12 protein-coding genes are annotated in these 17,872 nt (G+C 63.6%); 10 read left to right on the top strand and 2 right to left on the bottom strand.

All coding sequences use genetic code 11. The features are described from left to right. The first annotated feature begins 1 nt into the window (after position 1). The 5 genes from ppk1 to nifS all read left to right on the top strand — a co-directional run bounded on the left by ppk1 (position 2) and on the right by nifS (position 7,200). Complete coding sequence (gene ppk1 / locus Q0K02_RS02660) at positions 2-2,128, top strand: polyphosphate kinase 1 (protein ID WP_294484842.1); 2,127 nt, start codon at positions 2-4, stop codon at positions 2,126-2,128. Positions 2,129-2,551: 423 nt separating this feature from the next. Next, positions 2,552-3,421: a hypothetical protein gene (locus Q0K02_RS02655; RefSeq protein WP_294484841.1), complete on the top strand. Its 870-nt coding sequence runs from the start codon at positions 2,552-2,554 to the stop codon at positions 3,419-3,421. Further along, positions 3,411-4,973 (top strand): Ppx/GppA phosphatase family protein, encoded by a 1,563-nt coding sequence (locus tag Q0K02_RS02650; RefSeq protein ID WP_294484840.1) that lies wholly within the window; start codon positions 3,411-3,413, stop codon positions 4,971-4,973. The genes Q0K02_RS02655 and Q0K02_RS02650 overlap by 11 nt, the downstream gene beginning before the upstream one ends. Positions 4,974-5,183: 210 nt before the next feature. After that, the gene (gene nifU, locus Q0K02_RS02645; protein WP_294484839.1) at positions 5,184-6,020 is read left to right on the top strand and encodes a Fe-S cluster assembly protein NifU; all 837 of its coding nucleotides are present in this window, start codon (positions 5,184-5,186) and stop codon (positions 6,018-6,020) included. Between the two features lies 1 nt (position 6,021). Continuing rightward, positions 6,022-7,200 carry a cysteine desulfurase NifS gene (gene nifS, locus Q0K02_RS02640; RefSeq protein ID WP_294484837.1) on the top strand — a complete coding sequence of 393 codons (1,179 nt, stop codon included), beginning with the start codon at positions 6,022-6,024 and terminating at the stop codon, positions 7,198-7,200. Positions 7,201-7,354: 154 nt separating this feature from the next. On the opposite strand, the gene Q0K02_RS02635 is transcribed toward nifS, so the two are convergent. Both Q0K02_RS02635 and Q0K02_RS02630 read right to left on the bottom strand, forming a co-directional pair. After that, a complete protein-coding gene (locus Q0K02_RS02635) occupies positions 7,355-9,049 on the bottom strand; it encodes a [FeFe] hydrogenase, group A (RefSeq protein ID WP_294484835.1) in 1,695 nt (564 codons plus the stop codon). A gap of 2 nt (positions 9,050-9,051) precedes the next feature. Next, on the bottom strand, positions 9,052-9,543 hold the full coding sequence (locus Q0K02_RS02630) for an NADH-ubiquinone oxidoreductase-F iron-sulfur binding region domain-containing protein (protein ID WP_294484833.1): 492 nt from the start codon (positions 9,541-9,543) through the stop codon (positions 9,052-9,054). Positions 9,544-9,868: 325 nt separating this feature from the next. On the opposite strand from Q0K02_RS02630, the gene Q0K02_RS02625 reads away from it, so the two are divergent. From Q0K02_RS02625 to Q0K02_RS02605, 5 genes are read left to right on the top strand one after another with little or no spacing between them, the layout of a single operon-like run. Then, positions 9,869-11,158, top strand: a complete 1,290-nt coding sequence (locus Q0K02_RS02625) for an SWIM zinc finger family protein (RefSeq protein WP_294484831.1) — start codon at positions 9,869-9,871, stop codon at positions 11,156-11,158. A gap of 10 nt (positions 11,159-11,168) precedes the next feature. After that, on the top strand, positions 11,169-12,791 hold the full coding sequence (locus tag Q0K02_RS02620) for a DUF5691 domain-containing protein (RefSeq protein ID WP_294484829.1): 1,623 nt from the start codon (positions 11,169-11,171) through the stop codon (positions 12,789-12,791). Between the two features lie 23 nt (positions 12,792-12,814). After that, the gene (locus Q0K02_RS02615; RefSeq protein WP_294484827.1) at positions 12,815-13,918 is read left to right on the top strand and encodes an AAA family ATPase; all 1,104 of its coding nucleotides are present in this window, start codon (positions 12,815-12,817) and stop codon (positions 13,916-13,918) included. A gap of 2 nt (positions 13,919-13,920) precedes the next feature. Then, complete coding sequence (locus tag Q0K02_RS02610) at positions 13,921-16,407, top strand: DUF5682 family protein (RefSeq protein WP_294484825.1); 2,487 nt, start codon at positions 13,921-13,923, stop codon at positions 16,405-16,407. Next, positions 16,400-17,587 (top strand): VWA domain-containing protein, encoded by a 1,188-nt coding sequence (locus Q0K02_RS02605; RefSeq protein WP_294484823.1) that lies wholly within the window; start codon positions 16,400-16,402, stop codon positions 17,585-17,587. The genes Q0K02_RS02610 and Q0K02_RS02605 overlap by 8 nt, the downstream gene beginning before the upstream one ends. The last annotated feature ends 285 nt before the right edge of the window (positions 17,588-17,872 follow it).

The raw sequence follows: 17,872 nt of genomic DNA, 5'->3' as shown, positions 1-17,872 counted from the left end.
CGTGGCCGAAAACAAAGAGCATATGACGGAGCCGCAGGAAGCGGGTCAGAAGAAAATAGACCTCACGGCTCAGGACTACTACCTCAACAGAGAACTGAGCTGGCTGGACTTCAACGCCCGCGTGCTTCAGACGGCGCTCGACGAACGGCTGCCCCTTCTGGAGCAGACGAAGTTTTTATCCATATTCTACAACAACCTCGACGAATTCTTCATGGTGCGCGTGGCCAAGGTGCTGCGTCAGTACCGCGAGGGCGCGGCAAGCTGCGAGGCCGACCGCATGACCCCTTCGCGTCAGCTTGCCGAGATTCGCCGCAAGGCTTCGTCGCTGCTGTCTCTGGCAAGCGAGCACTGGCAGAAGAAGCTCGTGCCCCTGCTTCGCGAACGGGACGTTCATCTCGTCCACTACGACGAACTCACGGAAAAGCAGCGTCGTTTTCTGCTGTCCTACTTCCGCGACGAAATTTATCCCGTGCTCACGCCGCAGGCCATTGACCCGGGGCATCCCTTTCCCACCATTTCCAATCTCAGCCTGAACTTCATCATCCGGCTCCAGGGCAGGGACGGCATTGCCCGCTTCGCCAGACTGCGCTGTCCGAGCAACGTGTCGCGCTTCATCTTCATTCCGCGCAACAAGGAGGCCAAGACCTACGCCTCCCTCGGCCTGAAGGCCAACGTGCGCGACGCCGACATTCTGCTGCTTGAGGAACTCATCGGCGAGCATCTCGGCCTGCTGTTCCCGGGCTACACCGTGGTGGACTACGGCCTCTTCCGCATCACCCGCAACACCGACGTGGACATCGACGAGGACGAGAGCGAAGATCTGCTCGAAGCCGTGCAGGACATGGTGGAGCAGCGGCGCTTCGGCGGCGTGGTGCGCCTTGAGACCGCGCGCGGCATGTCGTCCGATCTTTCGGAATTTCTCATCAAGCGCCTGGGGCTCAAGCCCTTTCAGGTGTACCGCGTGAAGGGCCCGCTGGCCTTTGCGCAGTTCATGTCCCTCTACGGTCTGGACAGGCCCGGCCTCAAGATTCCGGGGCACAGTCCCGCCATTCCCCCGGTGCTTCAGACCGACAGCCTGTTCCGCATCATCCGCAAGCAGGACGTGTTTCTGCACCATCCCTACGACAGCTTTTCTCCGGTGCTGGACTTCGTGCAGACGGCCGCCGAAGACCCGGACGTCATTTCCATCAAGCAGACGCTTTACCGCGTGGGCAACGATTCGCCCATCGTGCGGTCGCTCATCGAGGCGCGCCGTCGCGGCAAGCAGGTGACGGCCGTGGTGGAGCTCAAGGCCCGTTTCGACGAAGAGCGGAACATCACCTGGGCCGAGGAGCTGGAGCGCGAAGGCGTGAACGTGGTGTACGGCTTCGTGGGCATGAAGATTCACGCCAAGCTCTGCCTTGTGGTGCGCCGCGAGGCGGAAGGCGTGGTGAGCTACGCCCACATAGGCACGGGCAACTACAACGCCTCCACGGCGAGACTCTACACCGACATGGGCATTCTGACCTGCCAGCCCGACATCTGCGCCGACATGGCCGATCTTTTCAACGTCATGACCGGCTATGCGGAAAAGGACAACTATCGCGAACTTCTCGTTTCGCCCAATTCCATGCGCCGCCGTCTCATCGAGCAGATTCAGAACGAAATCGCCGTGTGCGCCCGCGGAGGCGAAGGCGAAATCATCATGAAGTGCAATCAGCTTGTGGACAGAAAGATCATCCGCGCGCTGTACATGGCGTCCATGGCGGGCGTGAAGGTGCGGCTCATCGTGCGCGGCATCTGCTGTCTGCTGCCCGGACTGCCCGGCGTGAGCGAGAACATCACGGTGCATTCCATCGTGGGGCGCTTTCTGGAACACGCCCGCGTGTACTGGTTCCGCAACGGCGGCAGCTCGTGCATGTTCATGGGCAGCGCGGACATGATGTCCCGCAATCTGGACAGGCGCATCGAAGTGCTCACGCCCGTGCTCGACGAAAACATACGTCGCACGCTGCTTGAGGTGCTCAGGCTCCAGCTTGCCGACAACATGCAGGCCTGGGAGCTGCGCGGCAACGGCGAATACGTGCGCCTTTCCCCTGCGGAAGGAAGCGAGCCCGTCAATTCGCAGGAAATTCTTCTCAAGCGCTGAAGAAGCATTCTTCAGGGAGGAACTATGGTCAGATCGGCAGGAAAGAACGGCGGAACGCGCAGATCCGGCGGCGGACGCAGAGCCGGACGCGGCAGAGCTGCCGAAGTCGCAGCTGTGGAGACGACTCTTTCCGTTGACGAGAAGAGAAAGGCTCAGACGCCTGCGGAGGCGTCCGCGGCAAAAGATCCGGGTGCCGGAAGCGATTCCGGGATCATGGAAGCTGCGGTCGCGAATGCCGTCGAGGCGCAGACCGTGACGCAGAAGACCGCGCCGGAGTTTGCTTCGGATGTGGTCTCGGACGCCGCACCTGACGCCGTCTCGGACTTCGCATCGGAAGGGAACGCGGCAAACGCCGCGCCTGACGCTGCGGCAAACGCAGCATCAGAGGCCGCGCCGTGCGACGATGTCGCCGAAGAGTCGGCCTTGCCCGAAGGCGCGGAACGCGCGCCGGAAGAGACCGCGCTGCCGGATGCGGAACAGGCTCTGGAAGACGCTTTCGAACAGCCTTCCGCGGCATGCTCTCTGGAGACTGAGACTGCATGCCGTCCTGAGCCTTCCGCCGGGGAACGCGTTCCCGGCGAGCTCGACATGCTGCGCGGGGCGCTTTTTTCGGAAGATCTGGAACAGGCCGCCGTGGAGCAGATGTTTCAGTGGAAGAAGGAGCGCCCGCAGAGCGGCGCGGACGGCGGGGAAGAAGCGGAGCTTTCCGGCGCGGCGCTGCTTGAGGCCGTGCATCACGGCCGTCACGTGGCTGCGCTTGCGCTGGCGCTGTTCGAGCCTCTTGCCCCGCGCTTTGCTCTGGACATGCGCTGGGCAAGAATGCTGGCGCAGGCCGCGCTGTGGCACGACCTCGGCTTTGCCGCGGGCGGACGCCGCCGCCATCACAAGCGCAGCATGGAAATCATCGAGGAAAACGTTTTTCTGTCGCTTTCCTTTGGGTTGACGGAGGAGGATCGCCCGCTGGTCGCGCTTCTGGCCCGCTATCATCGCCGCGCCTGGCCGAGCATGAGGCATCGGCGTTTTGCCGCGCTCTGCCGTGAGGATCGCAAGGCGCTCCGCGCGGCATCCGCCATCCTCAGAATAGCCGACGCCCTGGATTACCGTCACAAGGGCGCGGTGGAAGAGGTGCGGGTGAGTCTTCGCCGTCACGCGGCGCGTCTGGTCTGCTTCGGCTCGGAGCCCTGCGGACGCGAATGCCGCCGCGCGCTGAAGAAGGGAGATCTTTTTGAAGACCTGTACGGCGGACGTCTGGAGGTCGCGCAGGGAAAGGAAGGTGACAGGGATGCCGGTTGAGAATCCTGCGGGGAGAGGGCGCACCGTCGCCATCATGGATCTGGGGTCGAACTCCCTGCGCATGATGATCGTCCGCATCGGTGAAAACCGCGTGACCAGCGTGCTCAATCAGGTGAAGCAGATGGTCAGGCTCGGCGAGGGCGCGTTCGGGGAACACAGGCTTCAGCCCGAACCCATGCGCCGCACCATTGCCGCGCTGCGCGGCTTTGCGGGAATGTGCCGTTCCTACGGCGTGGACGAGATTGTGGCGCTGGCCACCGCCGCCGTGCGCGACGCCGCCAACGGTCAGGAATTCATGGACGAGGTGCGCCGGGAAACCGGCGTGGACTTCACGGTGATCTCCGGCAGGGAAGAGGCCCGTCTCATCTGCCGCGGGGTGTCGGTGGCGCTGGAACCCTTTGCCGGAAAGCGCATGTTCATCGACATCGGCGGCGGCAGCACCGAGCTTTCCGTGGCGGAAGGCTCGAACATTCTGGAACTGGAGTCGCTCAAGCTCGGCGCGGTGCGTCTGGCGGGGCTTTTCCCCGGTTCCGGTCCGGTGAGCTCCCAGCGCTACGCGGAAATGCAGAAGTACGTGCGCGATCACGCGGTCTTGCCCCTCCAGCGCATGGAGGCGCAGGCTCCGGGCGAGCTGGTGGGCAGTTCCGGCACCATTCAGAGCCTTGCGGAAATGGCCGTGGCCATGGCCAGAGACAGCGGGAAAAAAACGGGCGACACCGCTGAAATGCTCAGCTACAGCTCGCTTAGGCGCGTGGTGAAGGCGCTTTGCGAACGCAACGAGGAAGAGCGCATGTCGCTGCCCGGCATGAATCCCCGCCGCACGGGCATACTCATTCAGGGCGCGGCCATTCTTCAGACCATCATGGAGGAGCTGGACTTCGATTCCGTGCGGGTGTCCGGCCGCGGACTGCGCGACGGCGCGCTGGCCGACTATCTGGAGCGGCTGTTTCCCGAAAAGGGGCGGCTTTCCGTGCGCGACGAGAGCGTGCTGCGTCTGGCGCGGCTGTGCCGCTTTGAAGAAACGCATTCCCGGCACGTGGCAAAGCTTGCCCTCATGCTTTTCGATTCCGCCCGGGAACTCGGTCTGTACCGCGGCCCCGCGCGCATGCGCGAGCTGCTGCACTACGCGGGACTGCTGCACGACATCGGCATCTTCATTTCCTTCACCAAACACAACGTTCACAGCCACTACCTCATCCAGAACAGCGAGATGCTCGGCTTTACGCAGAAGGAAGTGTCGCTCATGGCCGCACTGGCGCTGTTTCACCGCTACGGCTATTCCCGCAAGGACAAGGTCTGCGCCACACTTGCCGAAGACTGGCAGGAGCACGCGAGATATCTTTCGCTGTTTCTGTCCCTGGCGGAAGCCATGGACAAGAGTCACCGGCAGGCCGTGGTGTCCGCATCGTTCGTCCGGCGCGCTCAGGGTCTCGCGCTCGTCATGCGCGCCACGGCGCCCTGTCCCGTGGAGCAGGAGCGGATCAAGCGCTGCCTCAAGGCGCTGGAAAAGTGCTTCGGCAAAACGGACATGGTGTGGGAAGCAGCATCGTAGCGGAAAAAATTTTTCGCTGTGGGGCGGAGTCGTCGAAAGGCGGCTCCGCCCTTTCTCGTCCGGCGTTCCGGCATGGGAAGGGCGCGGAAGATTTTCGGAACTTGTGACGGCGATTCTGGACATTGCCCGGAAAGTGATTAACCTTGCTGCGAAACCAGACGAAAACGCGAAGACGACCGTTGCCGACTTCGCATTATCAGGAGTACAACCATGTGGGAATATACCGAGACTGTCCGTGACCACTTCCTGCATCCCCGCAACGCGGGCGTGCTTGAAGACGCCAATGTCATCGGCGAGGCTGGCAGCCTTGCCTGCGGCGACGCTCTGAAGCTCATGCTCAAGGTCAACGATCAGGGCATCATCGAAGACGTCAAGTTCCAGACCTTCGGCTGCGCGAGCGCCATTGCTTCGAGCTCCGCGCTGACCGAGCTCATCAAGGGCAAGCACATGGACGAGGCCGCCAAGCTCACGAACAAGGAAATCGCCGCGTATCTCGGCGGTCTTCCCAAGGAAAAGATGCACTGCTCCGTCATGGGCGAAGAGGCCCTGGAAGACGCCGTCCGTCACTGGAAGGGACTTCCCTCCAAGGCGAAGGAGGAAGAAGGCCGTCTCGTGTGCAAGTGCTTTGGCGTGACGGATCTGCAGATCATCAAGGTGGCCAGGGAAAACAACCTCACCACGGTGGAGGAAGTCACCGACTTCATCAAGGCCGGCGGCGCCTGCGGCAGCTGCAAGGACGACATTCAGTCCATTCTCGACAAGCTGCACGCCATGGAAAAGCCGCTTGAGGAAATCCGCCCCGTGCCCCGCATGACCAACGTGCAGCGCATGCAGAAGGTCATGACCATCATTAATGAAGACATTGCTCCGCGCCTCGCCCTTGACGGCGGCACCATCGAGCTTGTGGATGTGGACGGAACCACCGTTGTGGTGGCTCTGCGCGGCGCCTGTTCCGGTTGCTCTGCCAGCCAGCTGACGCTGAAGAACCTGGTGGAAAAGACGCTGCGCGAGCAGGTGGATCCCGCCATCAATGTTGTGGAGGCGTAACATGGCCGACCGTACTGATGTGATTTATCTTGACAACAACGCCACCACGCGGGTTGCTCCCGAAGTGGTGGAAGCCATGATGCCCGCCTTCGGCCCGCTTTACGGCAATGCTTCCAGCATGCACACCTTCGGCGGCCAGATGGGCCACTACATCCAGAAGGCCCGCGAGCAGGTGGCCGGCATTCTCAATGCGGATCCGGAAGAGATCGTCTTCACTTCCTGCGGTTCCGAGTCCGACAACTCCGCCTGGTATTCCGCCACGGAAACCCAGCCGGAAAAGCGGCACGTCATCACCACCAAGGTGGAACATTCCGCGGTGCTGGCCTACGGTCACTACCTTGAGGACAAGGGCTACGAAGTGACCTGGCTCGGCGTGGACGACAAGGGCCGTCTCGACCTTGAGGAACTCGACCGCGCCATCCGTCCGGACACGGCGCTCGTGTCCATGATGTTCGCCAACAACGAAACCGGCACCGTCTTCCCCATCGCGGACGTGGCCAGAATCGTGAAGTCTCACGGCGTGCAGCTTCATGTGGACGCCGTGCAGGCCGTGGGCAAGGAAGTCATCGACCTCAAGAAGCTGCCCATCGACTATCTGGCGCTTTCCGGCCACAAGCTGCATGCCCCCAAGGGCATCGGCGCGCTGTACATCCGTCGCGGCACGCGCTTCCGTCCCTACCTCAAGGGCGGTCATCAGGAACGCGGCCGTCGCGCCGGCACCGAAAACGTGCCCTACATCATCGGTCTCGGCAAGGCCTGCGAGCTCGCCGCGGCCAACATGGAAAAGGAACGCACCCAGGTCGCCGCGCTGCGCGATCGCCTGCAGGCCGGACTTCTGGCCGCCATTCCGCACTGCAAGATCAACGGCGATCAGGAACACCGCCTGCCCAACACGCTGAACATTTCCTTTGAAGGCGTGGAAGGCGAGGCCCTGCTGCTCCAGCTCGATCAGTACGGCATCTGCGCAAGCTCCGGTTCCGCCTGCACCTCCGGCAGCCTCGAACCTTCCCACGTGCTGCGCGCCATGGGCGTTCCGTTCAACTACGCCCACGGCTCCGTGCGCTTCAGCCTGAGCCGCTACAACACCGAAGCCGAAATCGACCGCGTGATCGAAGTGATGCCCAACATCGTGAGCGAACTGCGCAAGATTTCGCCCTTTGCGAGCTTTCTGAAGAACTAGAAAGCGAAGCCTGTTTTTGCAGGCGTCGCTTCTGAACGACAAAGACCCGTTTCCTCTCGTGGGAAGCGGGTCTTTTTTTCGGTGAGGCGAAGAAGAAAAGGGCCGGGAGTCTTCCCGGCCCTTCAAGGTTCGTTGCTGGTTCAGATCACCGGACTCAGTGGCCGCCCATGTTCCGATGCAGCAGCTCGTGCTCCCGGCCCTTGAGCAGCGTGGCGTAGAGCGTGTCGAGCAGGGGGTTCTCGTTGGTTTTCTTGATCTGCATGTTGATGTCCGTTTCGTACAGGGAATCGCGACGGGCCCGGAACATGCTGCCCGAGGAGGAAACCGGCTGCCCGCCGCCCATGATGCAGCCGCCGGGGCAGGCCATGAATTCCACGAAGTCGTAGCTTTTTTCGCCGTTGCGGATGGCGTTCAGCACCGTGTCGGCGTTGCGCAGACCGCTCACCACGGCCGCGCGGATGTCCCTGCCGTTGTGATGGAAGGAAAATTCCCGAATGCCCTGTTCCTCGCGCACGCCCACGCGTTTGAGATCGTCGAGCTTCTGACGGTTGTGCCCCGCAATGAAGTTGCGCAGCACGGCCTCGGTGACGCCGCCGCTCGCGCCGAAAATGAGGCCCGCGCCCGAGGTGATGCCGAAGGGCATGTCGGCGGCGTCCTTGTCCGCGCCGTTCAGGTTGAGCCCGTAGCTCTGAATCATGCCGATGAGCTCTTCCGTGGTGAGCACGAAGTCCACGTCCTGGCGGCCGTTGGTGCGCGATTCGGGCCGGAGAATTTCGTCCTTCTTGGCCGTGCAGGGCATGATGGCCACGGAGACGAGACGGCGTCCCTGTTCGTCGGGCTTTTCGTCGTCCCAGGCGCGCAGCACTGCGCCGAACATCTGCATGGGCGAGCGGCAGCTGGACAGGTTGGGAATGAAGTCCGGATGCCGTTTTTCGCAGAAGCGTACCCAGGCGGGGCAGCAGCTCGTGAAGAGCGGCAGCTTTTCTCCCGAGGCGAGGCGGTTTTCGAGCTCGCGGCTTTCCTCGGCCACGGTGAGATCCGCGCCGAAGGCGGTGTCGTACACTTCCTCGAAGCCGAGGCGGTGCATCACCGTGACGAGGCGGTTCATGACGTTCTTTCCGGCGGGGAATCCGAATCTGTCGCCGATGGCCGTGCGCACGGCCGGAGCCACCTGCGCGACCACCTTGTTCTTCGGATCGGCAAGGGCCGCCCATACCTGATCCACGGTGCTCTTGATGGAAATGGCTCCTGTGGGGCAGACCACGCGGCACTGACCGCAGCCTACGCAGTCGGTTTCGGCGAGGCGGCGGTTGTAGGCGGGCGTGACCAGCGTGGCTACGCCCTTGCCGGCGAAGTCGAGGGCGTCCACGGACTGAATGTTGTCGCACATGCGCACGCAGTCGCCGCAGAGTATGCACTTGCTCGGCGTGCGCACGATGCAGTTGGAACTGTTGTCCACCTCGTGATGTTCCTGCGCGCTCTTGAAGCGTATGTTGCGCACGCCCATGCGTTCGGCGAGGTTCTGGAGGTGGCAGTCGCCGTTCTTGTTGCACACGGTGCAGTCGCGGTCGTGGGAGGCGAGCAGCAGTTCGAGCAGGGTGCGGCGGTACTGTCTCAGTTCCGGCGTGTTGGTCTGAATGTTCATGCCGTCGCGCGGGCGCACCGTGCAGGAAGCGAAATAGCGGCCTTCCTCGTCCTTGACCGTGCAGAGACGGCAGGCGCCGTACACGGAAAGTTCCGAAACGTAGCAGAGCGTGGGCAGGTCGATGCCCGCGTTGCGTATGACCGTCAGCACATTGGTTTCATCGGTGAATTCGACGCGGATGCCGTCGATGATCATGCTGCCCATGGTTAGTCCTTGATGGAAATGGCGCCGAACTTGCAGTTCATCATGCAGGTGCCGCACTTGATGCAGATTTCATGGTTGATGACGAAGGGCTGCTTCACCACGCCGGTGATGGCGTGTACCGGGCAGATGCGCGCGCATCTGGAACATCCCTTGCAGCGCTTGGGATCGATGTGGAAGAATATCAGTTCCTGATAGGGGCCGGGCAGGTACTCTTCGATGACGCGTTCCTCGCCGCCCTGATGCTCCAGCACGGAGAGCACCTGCCGTGCGATGCTCTTGCCGAGACCGCAGCGGGCGGTGTGATCGATGAGCGTTCCGAGCTCCGTGAGCAGGGCCAGGTCTTCCGGGGAGGGGGAGGGAAGAGGAGAATCGGAGAGAATCTGCTGCATCTGCCTTGTGCCTTCCCGGCAGGAAATGCATTTGCCGCAGCACTGATCGCTGGTGAATTTTTCAAGAACGGCCAGAGCCTTCTGAGTTTCCGGTGACTTTTCCATGATGCGTCCGAAAGAAGTGAAAGAATGATGACGGCGGAGCCGCTTCGACGCGGAGACGGTCGGCAGTGTCGCCGGGCGTTCCTGAATGTTTCTGCCGTCGTGCGGCGTCCGATATCCTCAGGGTGTAGCCGGGCGGGGCGGGCCTTGTAAAGCCTGCACCCATTGTTCCGGAATGGAACAAGATGATTTTTCTCCCCGCGGCGCAAAAAACGTGAGCTCGTGTGCGCCGTTCCCGCTTGACGCAGGAATTCCCTGTCGTTACAGATGGATATTATGTGGACTGTCAGCCGCGCATTTGCTGCGGCATTCTTCGGGAGAAGAGCATATGGACATCACGGTGGACGCTGTACTTGCCCTGGCTCCGGACGACGCCTCCGTCAAGGCTGCGCGCTCTCTGGCCTCGCCCGGCAAATGGCAGACGCTCGGCTTTGACGAGGTTTCCGCATGGGGCCTCTGTCAGGGAAGCGGATCAAAACCCTATCAGACGAAGGTGGACCTTTCGGGGCCTGCGTGTTCGTGTTCCTGCCCGAGCCGCAAGATTCCCTGCAAGCACGCGCTGGCGCTGCTTCTGCTTCTGGCGCAGCAGAAGGGAGCGTTTGCGGAGGGCGGCCGTCCCGACTGGGTGAGCGAGTGGCTGGAAGGCCGGCAGCAGCGGGCCGCGAAAAAGGAAGCGGGAGCGAGCGCCAAAAAGAGCGCCGCGCCTTCTGCCAAAAAGGAGGCCGCGAGGCTTGAGCGCATGCGCGCGGGACTCGACGAGCTTGTCCGCTGGATGAACGATCAGGTGCGTCAGGGCTTGTCGTCTCTTTCCGGGCGCTACGACGAGTGGAACCGGCTGGCCGCCCGCATGGTGGACGCGCAGATGCCCGGCGTGGCCGCGAGGGTGCGGGAGCTTTCCGCACTGACGGACGCAGGCGACGACTGGCCCGCCGAGATGCTCGGTCGCATGGGCGAGCTTCAGCTTCTGGCGGAGGCGTTTTCCCGCATGGACGGTCTCTCTCCGGCCGAGCAGGCCGACGTGCGCGCCGCGCTGGGCCTTCTTCCCGACAAGGCGGCCGTGCTTGCCGGAAACGATGCGGTTGCCGACGTGTGGAGCGTCATGGGCGTGAGCGTGGCGGAAGAGGACAGGCTGTGGCGTCGCCGGGTGTGGCTTTACGGGAAGCAGAGCGGGCGCACGGCGCTGGTTCTGGATTTCTCCCACGGCTCCCGTTCGTTTGAGCCGGTCTTTCTGCCGGGCGATCATGTTCGCATGACGCTTGCCTTCTATCCCGGAGCGTCTCCGCTTCGGGCCGTCGTGGCAGGCGATCTTGTGTCCGAGCCCGGCGGAGCGCTGCCGCAGCGCACGCTCGACGAGGCGCTTTCCGACATGGCTGCGCGCGTGGCGGCCAATCCGTGGCAGAGGCCGCTGCCGCTGTTTTTCGGCGGCGCGAATTTGACGCGCGCCGAGAGCGGCTGGCAGCTTGTGTGCGAGGGCAATCGGCTGATCCCGCTGGTGCTCGACGACGCCGCGGCCTGGAACATGCTGGCCGCATGCGGCGGACGCCCGCTCTTTGTCTGCGGTGAATGGAGCGGCGGCGCGCTGGTTCCGGCGGGCGTTTTTCCTCAGACGGCATCGTAGGGGAGGCATCATGGACCCCAGACTTCGTTTGTTCGGCTCCCTGGCCCTCATCGGCGCGTCGCGTCGCCTGCCGTCGTTTCCCGAGAGCGAGTTTCCCGCAGGCTCGCTGATCCGGGAGCTTGCCGACGCCTCGGACGCTTCGCCGGAAGCGCTTTCCCGCGTGCTGCTCTGCGGCGCGGGAGCGCTCTTTGTGTGCAATCTGGCGGGGCATCGCCCCGCATCCATGGAAAGCGCGCCGGAGACGCCCCGGCCGTGCCCGGAAGAAACGCGCGCATCTCTGCCGGAAGGCGTTCCGGTGACGGACGTGATGGGAGAAATTTTTCGGGGCGGGCCGCTGCGGCTGCAGTGGGAGGCGCTTGCGCATCTTGAGAAGAAAAACATGGTGCTGCCTCATTCGCTGCTCGTGCCTGCGCTGGTCATGGGGCGCGGCGCGCCTGCGCTGCGTCCGCTGCTTGCGCGCACGGCGGGCGAGCGCGGATTGTGGCTTGCCTCGCTGAACCCCGACTGGCGCATGTTTGCCGCCTCGTCCGACGGAGAGCCGGATCAGGACGCCTGGGAACACGGCCGTCCCATGCAGCGGCAGGCCTTTTTTCTTGCCGCGCGCACGAAGGATCCCGCGCAGGCGAGGGAGCTCTTTGAAAAGGACATGGCTTCCATGGACGCTTCGGAGCGCGCCGCGCTGCTGGGTTTTTTTTCGCACGGCCTGTCCGGCGGGGACGAAGAGCTGCTGGAGCGGCTGCTCAAAAAGGACCGCAGCCGCGAGGTGAAGAAAACCGCGGCGCTTCTGCTTTCCCGCCTGCCGAAGAGCGCGTATCTTTCGCGCATGGGCGAGCGCCTTGCCGCCTGCATGGAAGGCTTTTTGTCTGCGCCGAAGCCGTCGGCGCTCTCCGGTCTTTTCCGCGCCGCGGCTGCCGCCGTGGGCATGGCGGACAAGGCAGACTTCATTGCGCCGCCCGAGAGCTACGACAAGAGCTGGGCGGAGGATCTCATCGCGGAAAAATCGCCGATTCCGCAGCTCGGGCTGCGCGCCGGATGGCTGTATCAGATGGCCTGCGTCATGCCGCCGTCGTGGTGGACGGAGCGCACCGGAAGAGAGCCGGAAGAGCTGATTGCGCTCTCCGCCCGTTCGGAGTGGAAGAAGCCTCTGCAGATGGCCTGGGGCGATGCGGAGCTTCGCTTCGGCGACGAAGACTGGGCGCGCGCCATGCTGAAGTTCATGAAGAAGGGCGACGTGTGGCCGTCTTCGTCCGGCAGGCTCGACGTTTTTTACCTGGCCGGTCTGCTGAACAGGGAGGAGCGCGAAAGGGCGTGGGAATCCCTGCTTTCCGGAGAGACGCTGACGGCGTTTCTGGAGGACGTGCGCAGCCGTCAGGAGCTCGACTACCGCATGTCTTCCGCGCTGGCGGACAAGGCCGTTCAGGCGCTCGGCGCGCGGCTGGCGTCGGCCTCTCGTCGGGACTACGCCCTGTCCTATGTTGTCGCCGAGCTCGCCATGACGCTGCCGTCGGATCGTCTGGACAAGGCGCTTCAGGTTCTGGCCGCGCTGCCGGAGGATTCCCCGAACCGCGAAATTTTCGATCGTTTTTCTTCTGTCGCCCTGCAGCGCAGGACGATGGATGCGTATTTTTCCTGACCGTCAACCATTGAGGGCATTGCATGAGCACCGTAGATTCCAAAGACTCCGCCCGCGTGCTGCGTCAGCACGCCGAACAGCAGTTTGCCGAAGAGCTGGAAGAACTGAAGAAGGCCGACTCGCATCCGCGCCCGGAGAACTGGCAGATGTCGCCCTGGGCCGTGTGTACCTATCTCATGGGCGGCCGGCTCGACAACGGCTTTGAGGTCACGCCCAAGTACATCGGCAGTCGTCGTCTCATGGAAATCGCCGTGGCCACGCTGGCCACCGATCGCGCGCTGCTTCTGTACGGCGTGCCGGGCACGGCCAAGTCGTGGGTGTCGGAGCATCTGGCCGCGGCCGTGAGCGGCGATTCCACGCGCATCATTCAGGGCACGGCGGGCACGAGCGAGGAACAGATGCGCTACGGCTGGAACTACGCCGAGCTGCTGGCCAAGGGGCCGTCGCGGCAGGCGCTGGTGGAAAGCCCGCTCATGCGCGCCATGGAAGACGGACGCATCGCCCGCGTGGAGGAACTGACCCGCATTCCCGCCGACGTGCAGGACACGCTCATCACCATTCTTTCGGAAAAGTCGCTGCCCGTGCCCGAGCTCGGCGAGGAAGTGCAGGCCGTGCGCGGCTTCAACGTGATTGCCACGGCGAACAACCGCGACAAGGGTGTGAACGAGCTCTCCTCCGCGCTCAAGCGTCGCTTCAACACGGTGGTGCTGCCTGTTCCGGCCACGGAAGACGAGGAAGTGGCCATTGTGGAAAAGCGCGTGCGGGAGATGGGGCGGAGCCTGGAACTGCCCGCCGAACCGCCTGCGCTTGCCGAAGTGCGCCGCGTGGTGCGCATTTTCCGCGAGCTTCGCAACGGCAGAACCGAGGACGGCAAGCTCAAGGTGAAAACGCCTTCCGGCACGTTGAGCACGGCGGAGGCCATTTCCGTGGTCAACAGCGGCATGGCGCTGGCCGCCCATTTCGGCGACGGCTGCCTGCGCGCGGCCGACGTGGCGGCCAGTCTTGTGGGCGCGGTGGTCAAGGATCCGGTGCAGGACCGCGTGATCTGGCATGAATATCTTGAAACCGTCATGAAGGAACGGAGCGACTGGAAAGACCTTTACCGCGCCTGCCGCGACGTGGAATGACCATGGACGAATCCTTGCAGATACGCATATTCGGCATCAGGCATCACGGGCCGGGATGCGCCCGCAGCCTTGTGCGGGCGTTTGAGCAGTGGCGGCCGGACGTGATTCTGGTGGAAGGTCCGCCCGAGGGCGAGAGCGTGCTGCCGCTGGCCGCAGACGAAGGCATGACGCCGCCGGTGGCGCTGCTCGTGTATGCGGAGGAAGATGCCCGGCGCGCGGCGTTTTATCCTTTTGCGGAATTTTCTCCCGAATGGCAGGCGCTGCGCTATGCGCTTGCCGAAGGCGTTCCGGTTCGCTTCATGGATCTGCCGGCGGCCGTGCGCTTTGCGCTGGAAAAGAGGGAGGAAGAAGCGCAGAGAATCGCGGCTGAAACGGCTGAAAACGCTTCTGCGCAGGCGGACGGCGAATCGCCGGAGATGGCGCAGGAAGGCGAAACGCGGACGGCGCAGCTTGAAGCGCCGGAGAAAGCGACGACGGAGAAGGTATCGCCGGACGAAACCGGGGCGGAGCAAACGGCGTCGCATGAAGCGGGAGCGGAAGAACCCGGGAGCGACGGGGAGCAGACCGCAGAGCAGGAGCAGAGCGTTCCGTTCGACGTCGCCGATCCGCTGGACTGGCTGGGCCGAGCCGCAGGCTACGAAAGCGGGGAGAGCTGGTGGAATCACATGGTGGAGGAGCGGCTCGACGGGCTTGAGCTCTTCGAGGCCATCCGCGAGGCCATGACGGCCGTTCGTCAGGAACGCGAGCAGCGCGACGGAGCCGTTTCGGGCCTGGAGGCGCTGCGCGAGGCGCACATGCGTTCATGCCTGCGCAAGGCGAAGAAGGAAGGCTTTTTGCGCATTGCGGTGGTGTGCGGCGCGTGGCATGTGCCTGCGCTGGAAGCGAAGGTGGCCGCCAGGGACGACAACGCGCTTTTGAAGGGACTGCCGAAAATGAAGGCGGTCGCCACCTGGGCGCCGTGGACCTACGCGGGGCTCAGCGTGCGGAGCGGCTACGGCGCGGGGGTGGAGTCTCCGGCGTGGTACGAGCATCTGTGGCGCGGAAAAACGGCGGAATCCCGGGCCGTGAGCTGGCTTGCATCGGCGGCCCGGCTCTTTCGCGAGGAAGGGCTGGACTGCTCGCCCGCGCACGTCATTGAATCCGCGAGGCTGGCCGAGTCTCTGGCGGCGCTGCGTCATCGTCCGGGCGCGGGGCTTCACGAGCTGTGCGAGGCGTTGCAGGCCGTGGTCTGCATGGGCGAGGAAGCGCCCATGCGTCTCATTGCGCGGCGGCTCATCACCGGCGAGAAGCTGGGGCGCGTGCCGGAAGGCGTGCCTGCGGTTCCGCTTCAGCGGGACATCGAACGGTTGCAGAAAAAGCTCCGGCTCAAGCCGGAAGCCTCGCAGAAAACGCTGGATCTCGATCTGCGCAAGGAAGTGGATCTGGAGCGCAGCCGCATGCTGCACCGCATGAACCTGCTGGACATTCCCTGGGGAACGGACAGACGCGAAGGCGGGGGCAAGGGCACGTTCCACGAAGTGTGGCAGCTTCAGTGGGAGCCGAAGCTTGTTGTGGACATCATTCAGGCGGGCGTGTGGGGCGGCACGCTGCTCGACGCTGCGGTGCGCCGCACGCTGGATCGCGCTTCCCGGGCGAATCTGCCCGAGCTTGCCGCCCTGATGGACGCGGCGCTTCTGGCGGATCTCGGGGAAGCGGTGGAAGGACTGGTGCGCACGCTGGAAAATCTGGCCGCGCTCACCACGGACACGCTCCAGCTTCTCCGCACGCTGCCGGAGCTTGTGCGCGTGGCTCGTTACGGCGACGTGCGCAGCACGGACACGGGCATGGTGCTTGCGCTGGTGGACGGCATGGTTCCGCGCGTGGCCGTGGGACTTCATGCGGCGCTCTCCGGGCTCAACGCCGAAAGTTCGGCGGAACTGGCCGCGCCGCTGCGCGCGGCGCATGAGGCCATACGCCTGTCCGGACGGGAGGAGCTCGCGCTCATGTGGCGTCAGGCGCTGCGCCGACTGCTTGCGGAAGAGAGCGGCGTGCATGCCGTGCTTCGCGGTCTGGCCGCCCGGCTTCTTTTCGACGACGAGTCTCTTTCGCTCGACGAGGTGGCGTCGCTCATGAGTCTTGCGCTTTCTCCCGCGTCGGAGCCGGAAGAGTCGGCGGGGTGGCTGTCGTCGTTTCTCGGCGAGAGCGCCATGGTGCTGCTGCACGACGACATGCTGTGGACCCTTGTGGATCAGTGGCTGACGACGCTTCCTGCGGAACGCTTCAAGTCGGTGCTGCCCATGCTTCGCCGCACGTTCACGGAATTTTCCGCGCCGGAACGGCGGCAGCTTGCGGAGCGGGCCCGGCGGGCTCCGGGAAGCGGAGGGGCGGGAGCGGCGCAGTCTTTCGACCGGGACGAGGCTCGCGCGGCGCTTCCGCTGCCTTTTTTGCGGAAGATTCTCGGACTTGCCGCGCCTCACGCGGGGGAAAACGAGCGAGGTGCTCATGAATAACGACCTTGAAAAGGAACGCATGCGGCGCTGGGTGCTGGCGCTCGGCGACGAGGCCAGAAGTTCCTGCCCGGAGGTGACGCTCAGCGAGGAAGACGCGGGCATGAGCGACGCGCTTTCTCTGCTCTACGATCACGGCGGCGACGGAAAAGGGCTTCGCGGCGGCAGCGGCGCGTCGTCTCCCCGCGTGGCGCGCTGGCTCGGCGACATTCGCAAATACTTTCCGTCCACGGTGGTGCGGGCCATGCAGAAGGACGCCTTCGACCGCCTCTATCTTAAAGATATGCTTCTGCAGCCGGAAATGCTGGAGTCCGTGCAGCCGGACGTGAATCTGGTTTCCACGCTCATGAGTCTGAACGGCGTCATTCCGCCGGAAACCCGGGAAACGGCAAGGCTTGTGGTGCGCAAGGTCGTGGACGAGCTTCTGAAACAGCTTGAGGAACCCATGCGCACGGCAGTGAGCGGGGCACTCAACCGGGCGGTGCGGAGTCGTCGTCCCCGCTATGCGGAAATAGACTGGAACCGCACCATTCAGGCCAATCTCCGTCACTGGCAGAAGGAATATCACACGCTGGTTCCGGAATCGCTCATCGGTTACGGACGCAAGGCGCGCCGTCCGCAGCGGGAGGTCATACTCTGCATCGATCAGAGCGGCTCCATGGCAAACTCCATCGTGTACTCCAGCATCTTCGGCGCGGTCATGGCGTCGCTGCCTGCCGTGAAGACGCGCCTTGTGGTGTTCGACACCTCGGTGGTCGATCTTACCGACGAAATGCGCGATCCCGTGGACGTGCTCTTCGGCGTGCAGCTCGGCGGCGGCACGGACATCAACCGGGCCGTGGGCTACTGCCAGTCGCTCATCAGCGATCCGCGCAACACCGTCATGGTGCTGATTTCCGACTTGTACGAAGGCGGCGTGGAGCGGAATCTGCTCCAGCGGGCCAACGAGCTTGTGCAGTCGGGGGTGCAGTTCATCACGCTGCTGGCGCTGAGCAACGAGGGCAGTCCCTTTTACGACAGGGCGCTGGCCGGAAAGTTGTCGGCGCTGGGCATTCCCTGCTTTGCCTGCACGCCGGACATCTTTCCGGGCATGATGGCGGCCGCCATCCGCAAGGAGGATGTCTGCCTCTGGGCGGCGGAGCAGGGCGTGGTCACGGCTCCTGCGGCCCGCGATGGCGCGTGACGCCGGGCAACTCGCGCGCCGAAACCGAGAGAAATGTGCCAAAAGGGCGGGAAAAAAGCCGGAACAACGCGCCTGCTCCGTTTTTCAGCTCGAAAAAGCCGAAAAATGGGCCTTTGAGGGAGAAAACGCCGGGGAAGGCTCAAAAAATCGGGCGGAGAGTCATCTTTGCCCGATTTTTTTATGCTGTATTCTCGATATGTTACAAATGAAAATGAAAAAAGAATGAAAAAATCGCAAAAAAGTGTTTGACAAGTCGGGGGTAAATGGGCATAACTCGAAAACGCG

This window comes from uncultured Mailhella sp. (assembly GCF_944324995.1).
Taxonomy (GTDB): Bacteria; Desulfobacterota; Desulfovibrionia; order Desulfovibrionales; family Desulfovibrionaceae; genus Mailhella.
Note: the sequence above shows the minus strand (reverse complement) of the source record. Positions and strands in the feature narration are given on the sequence as shown.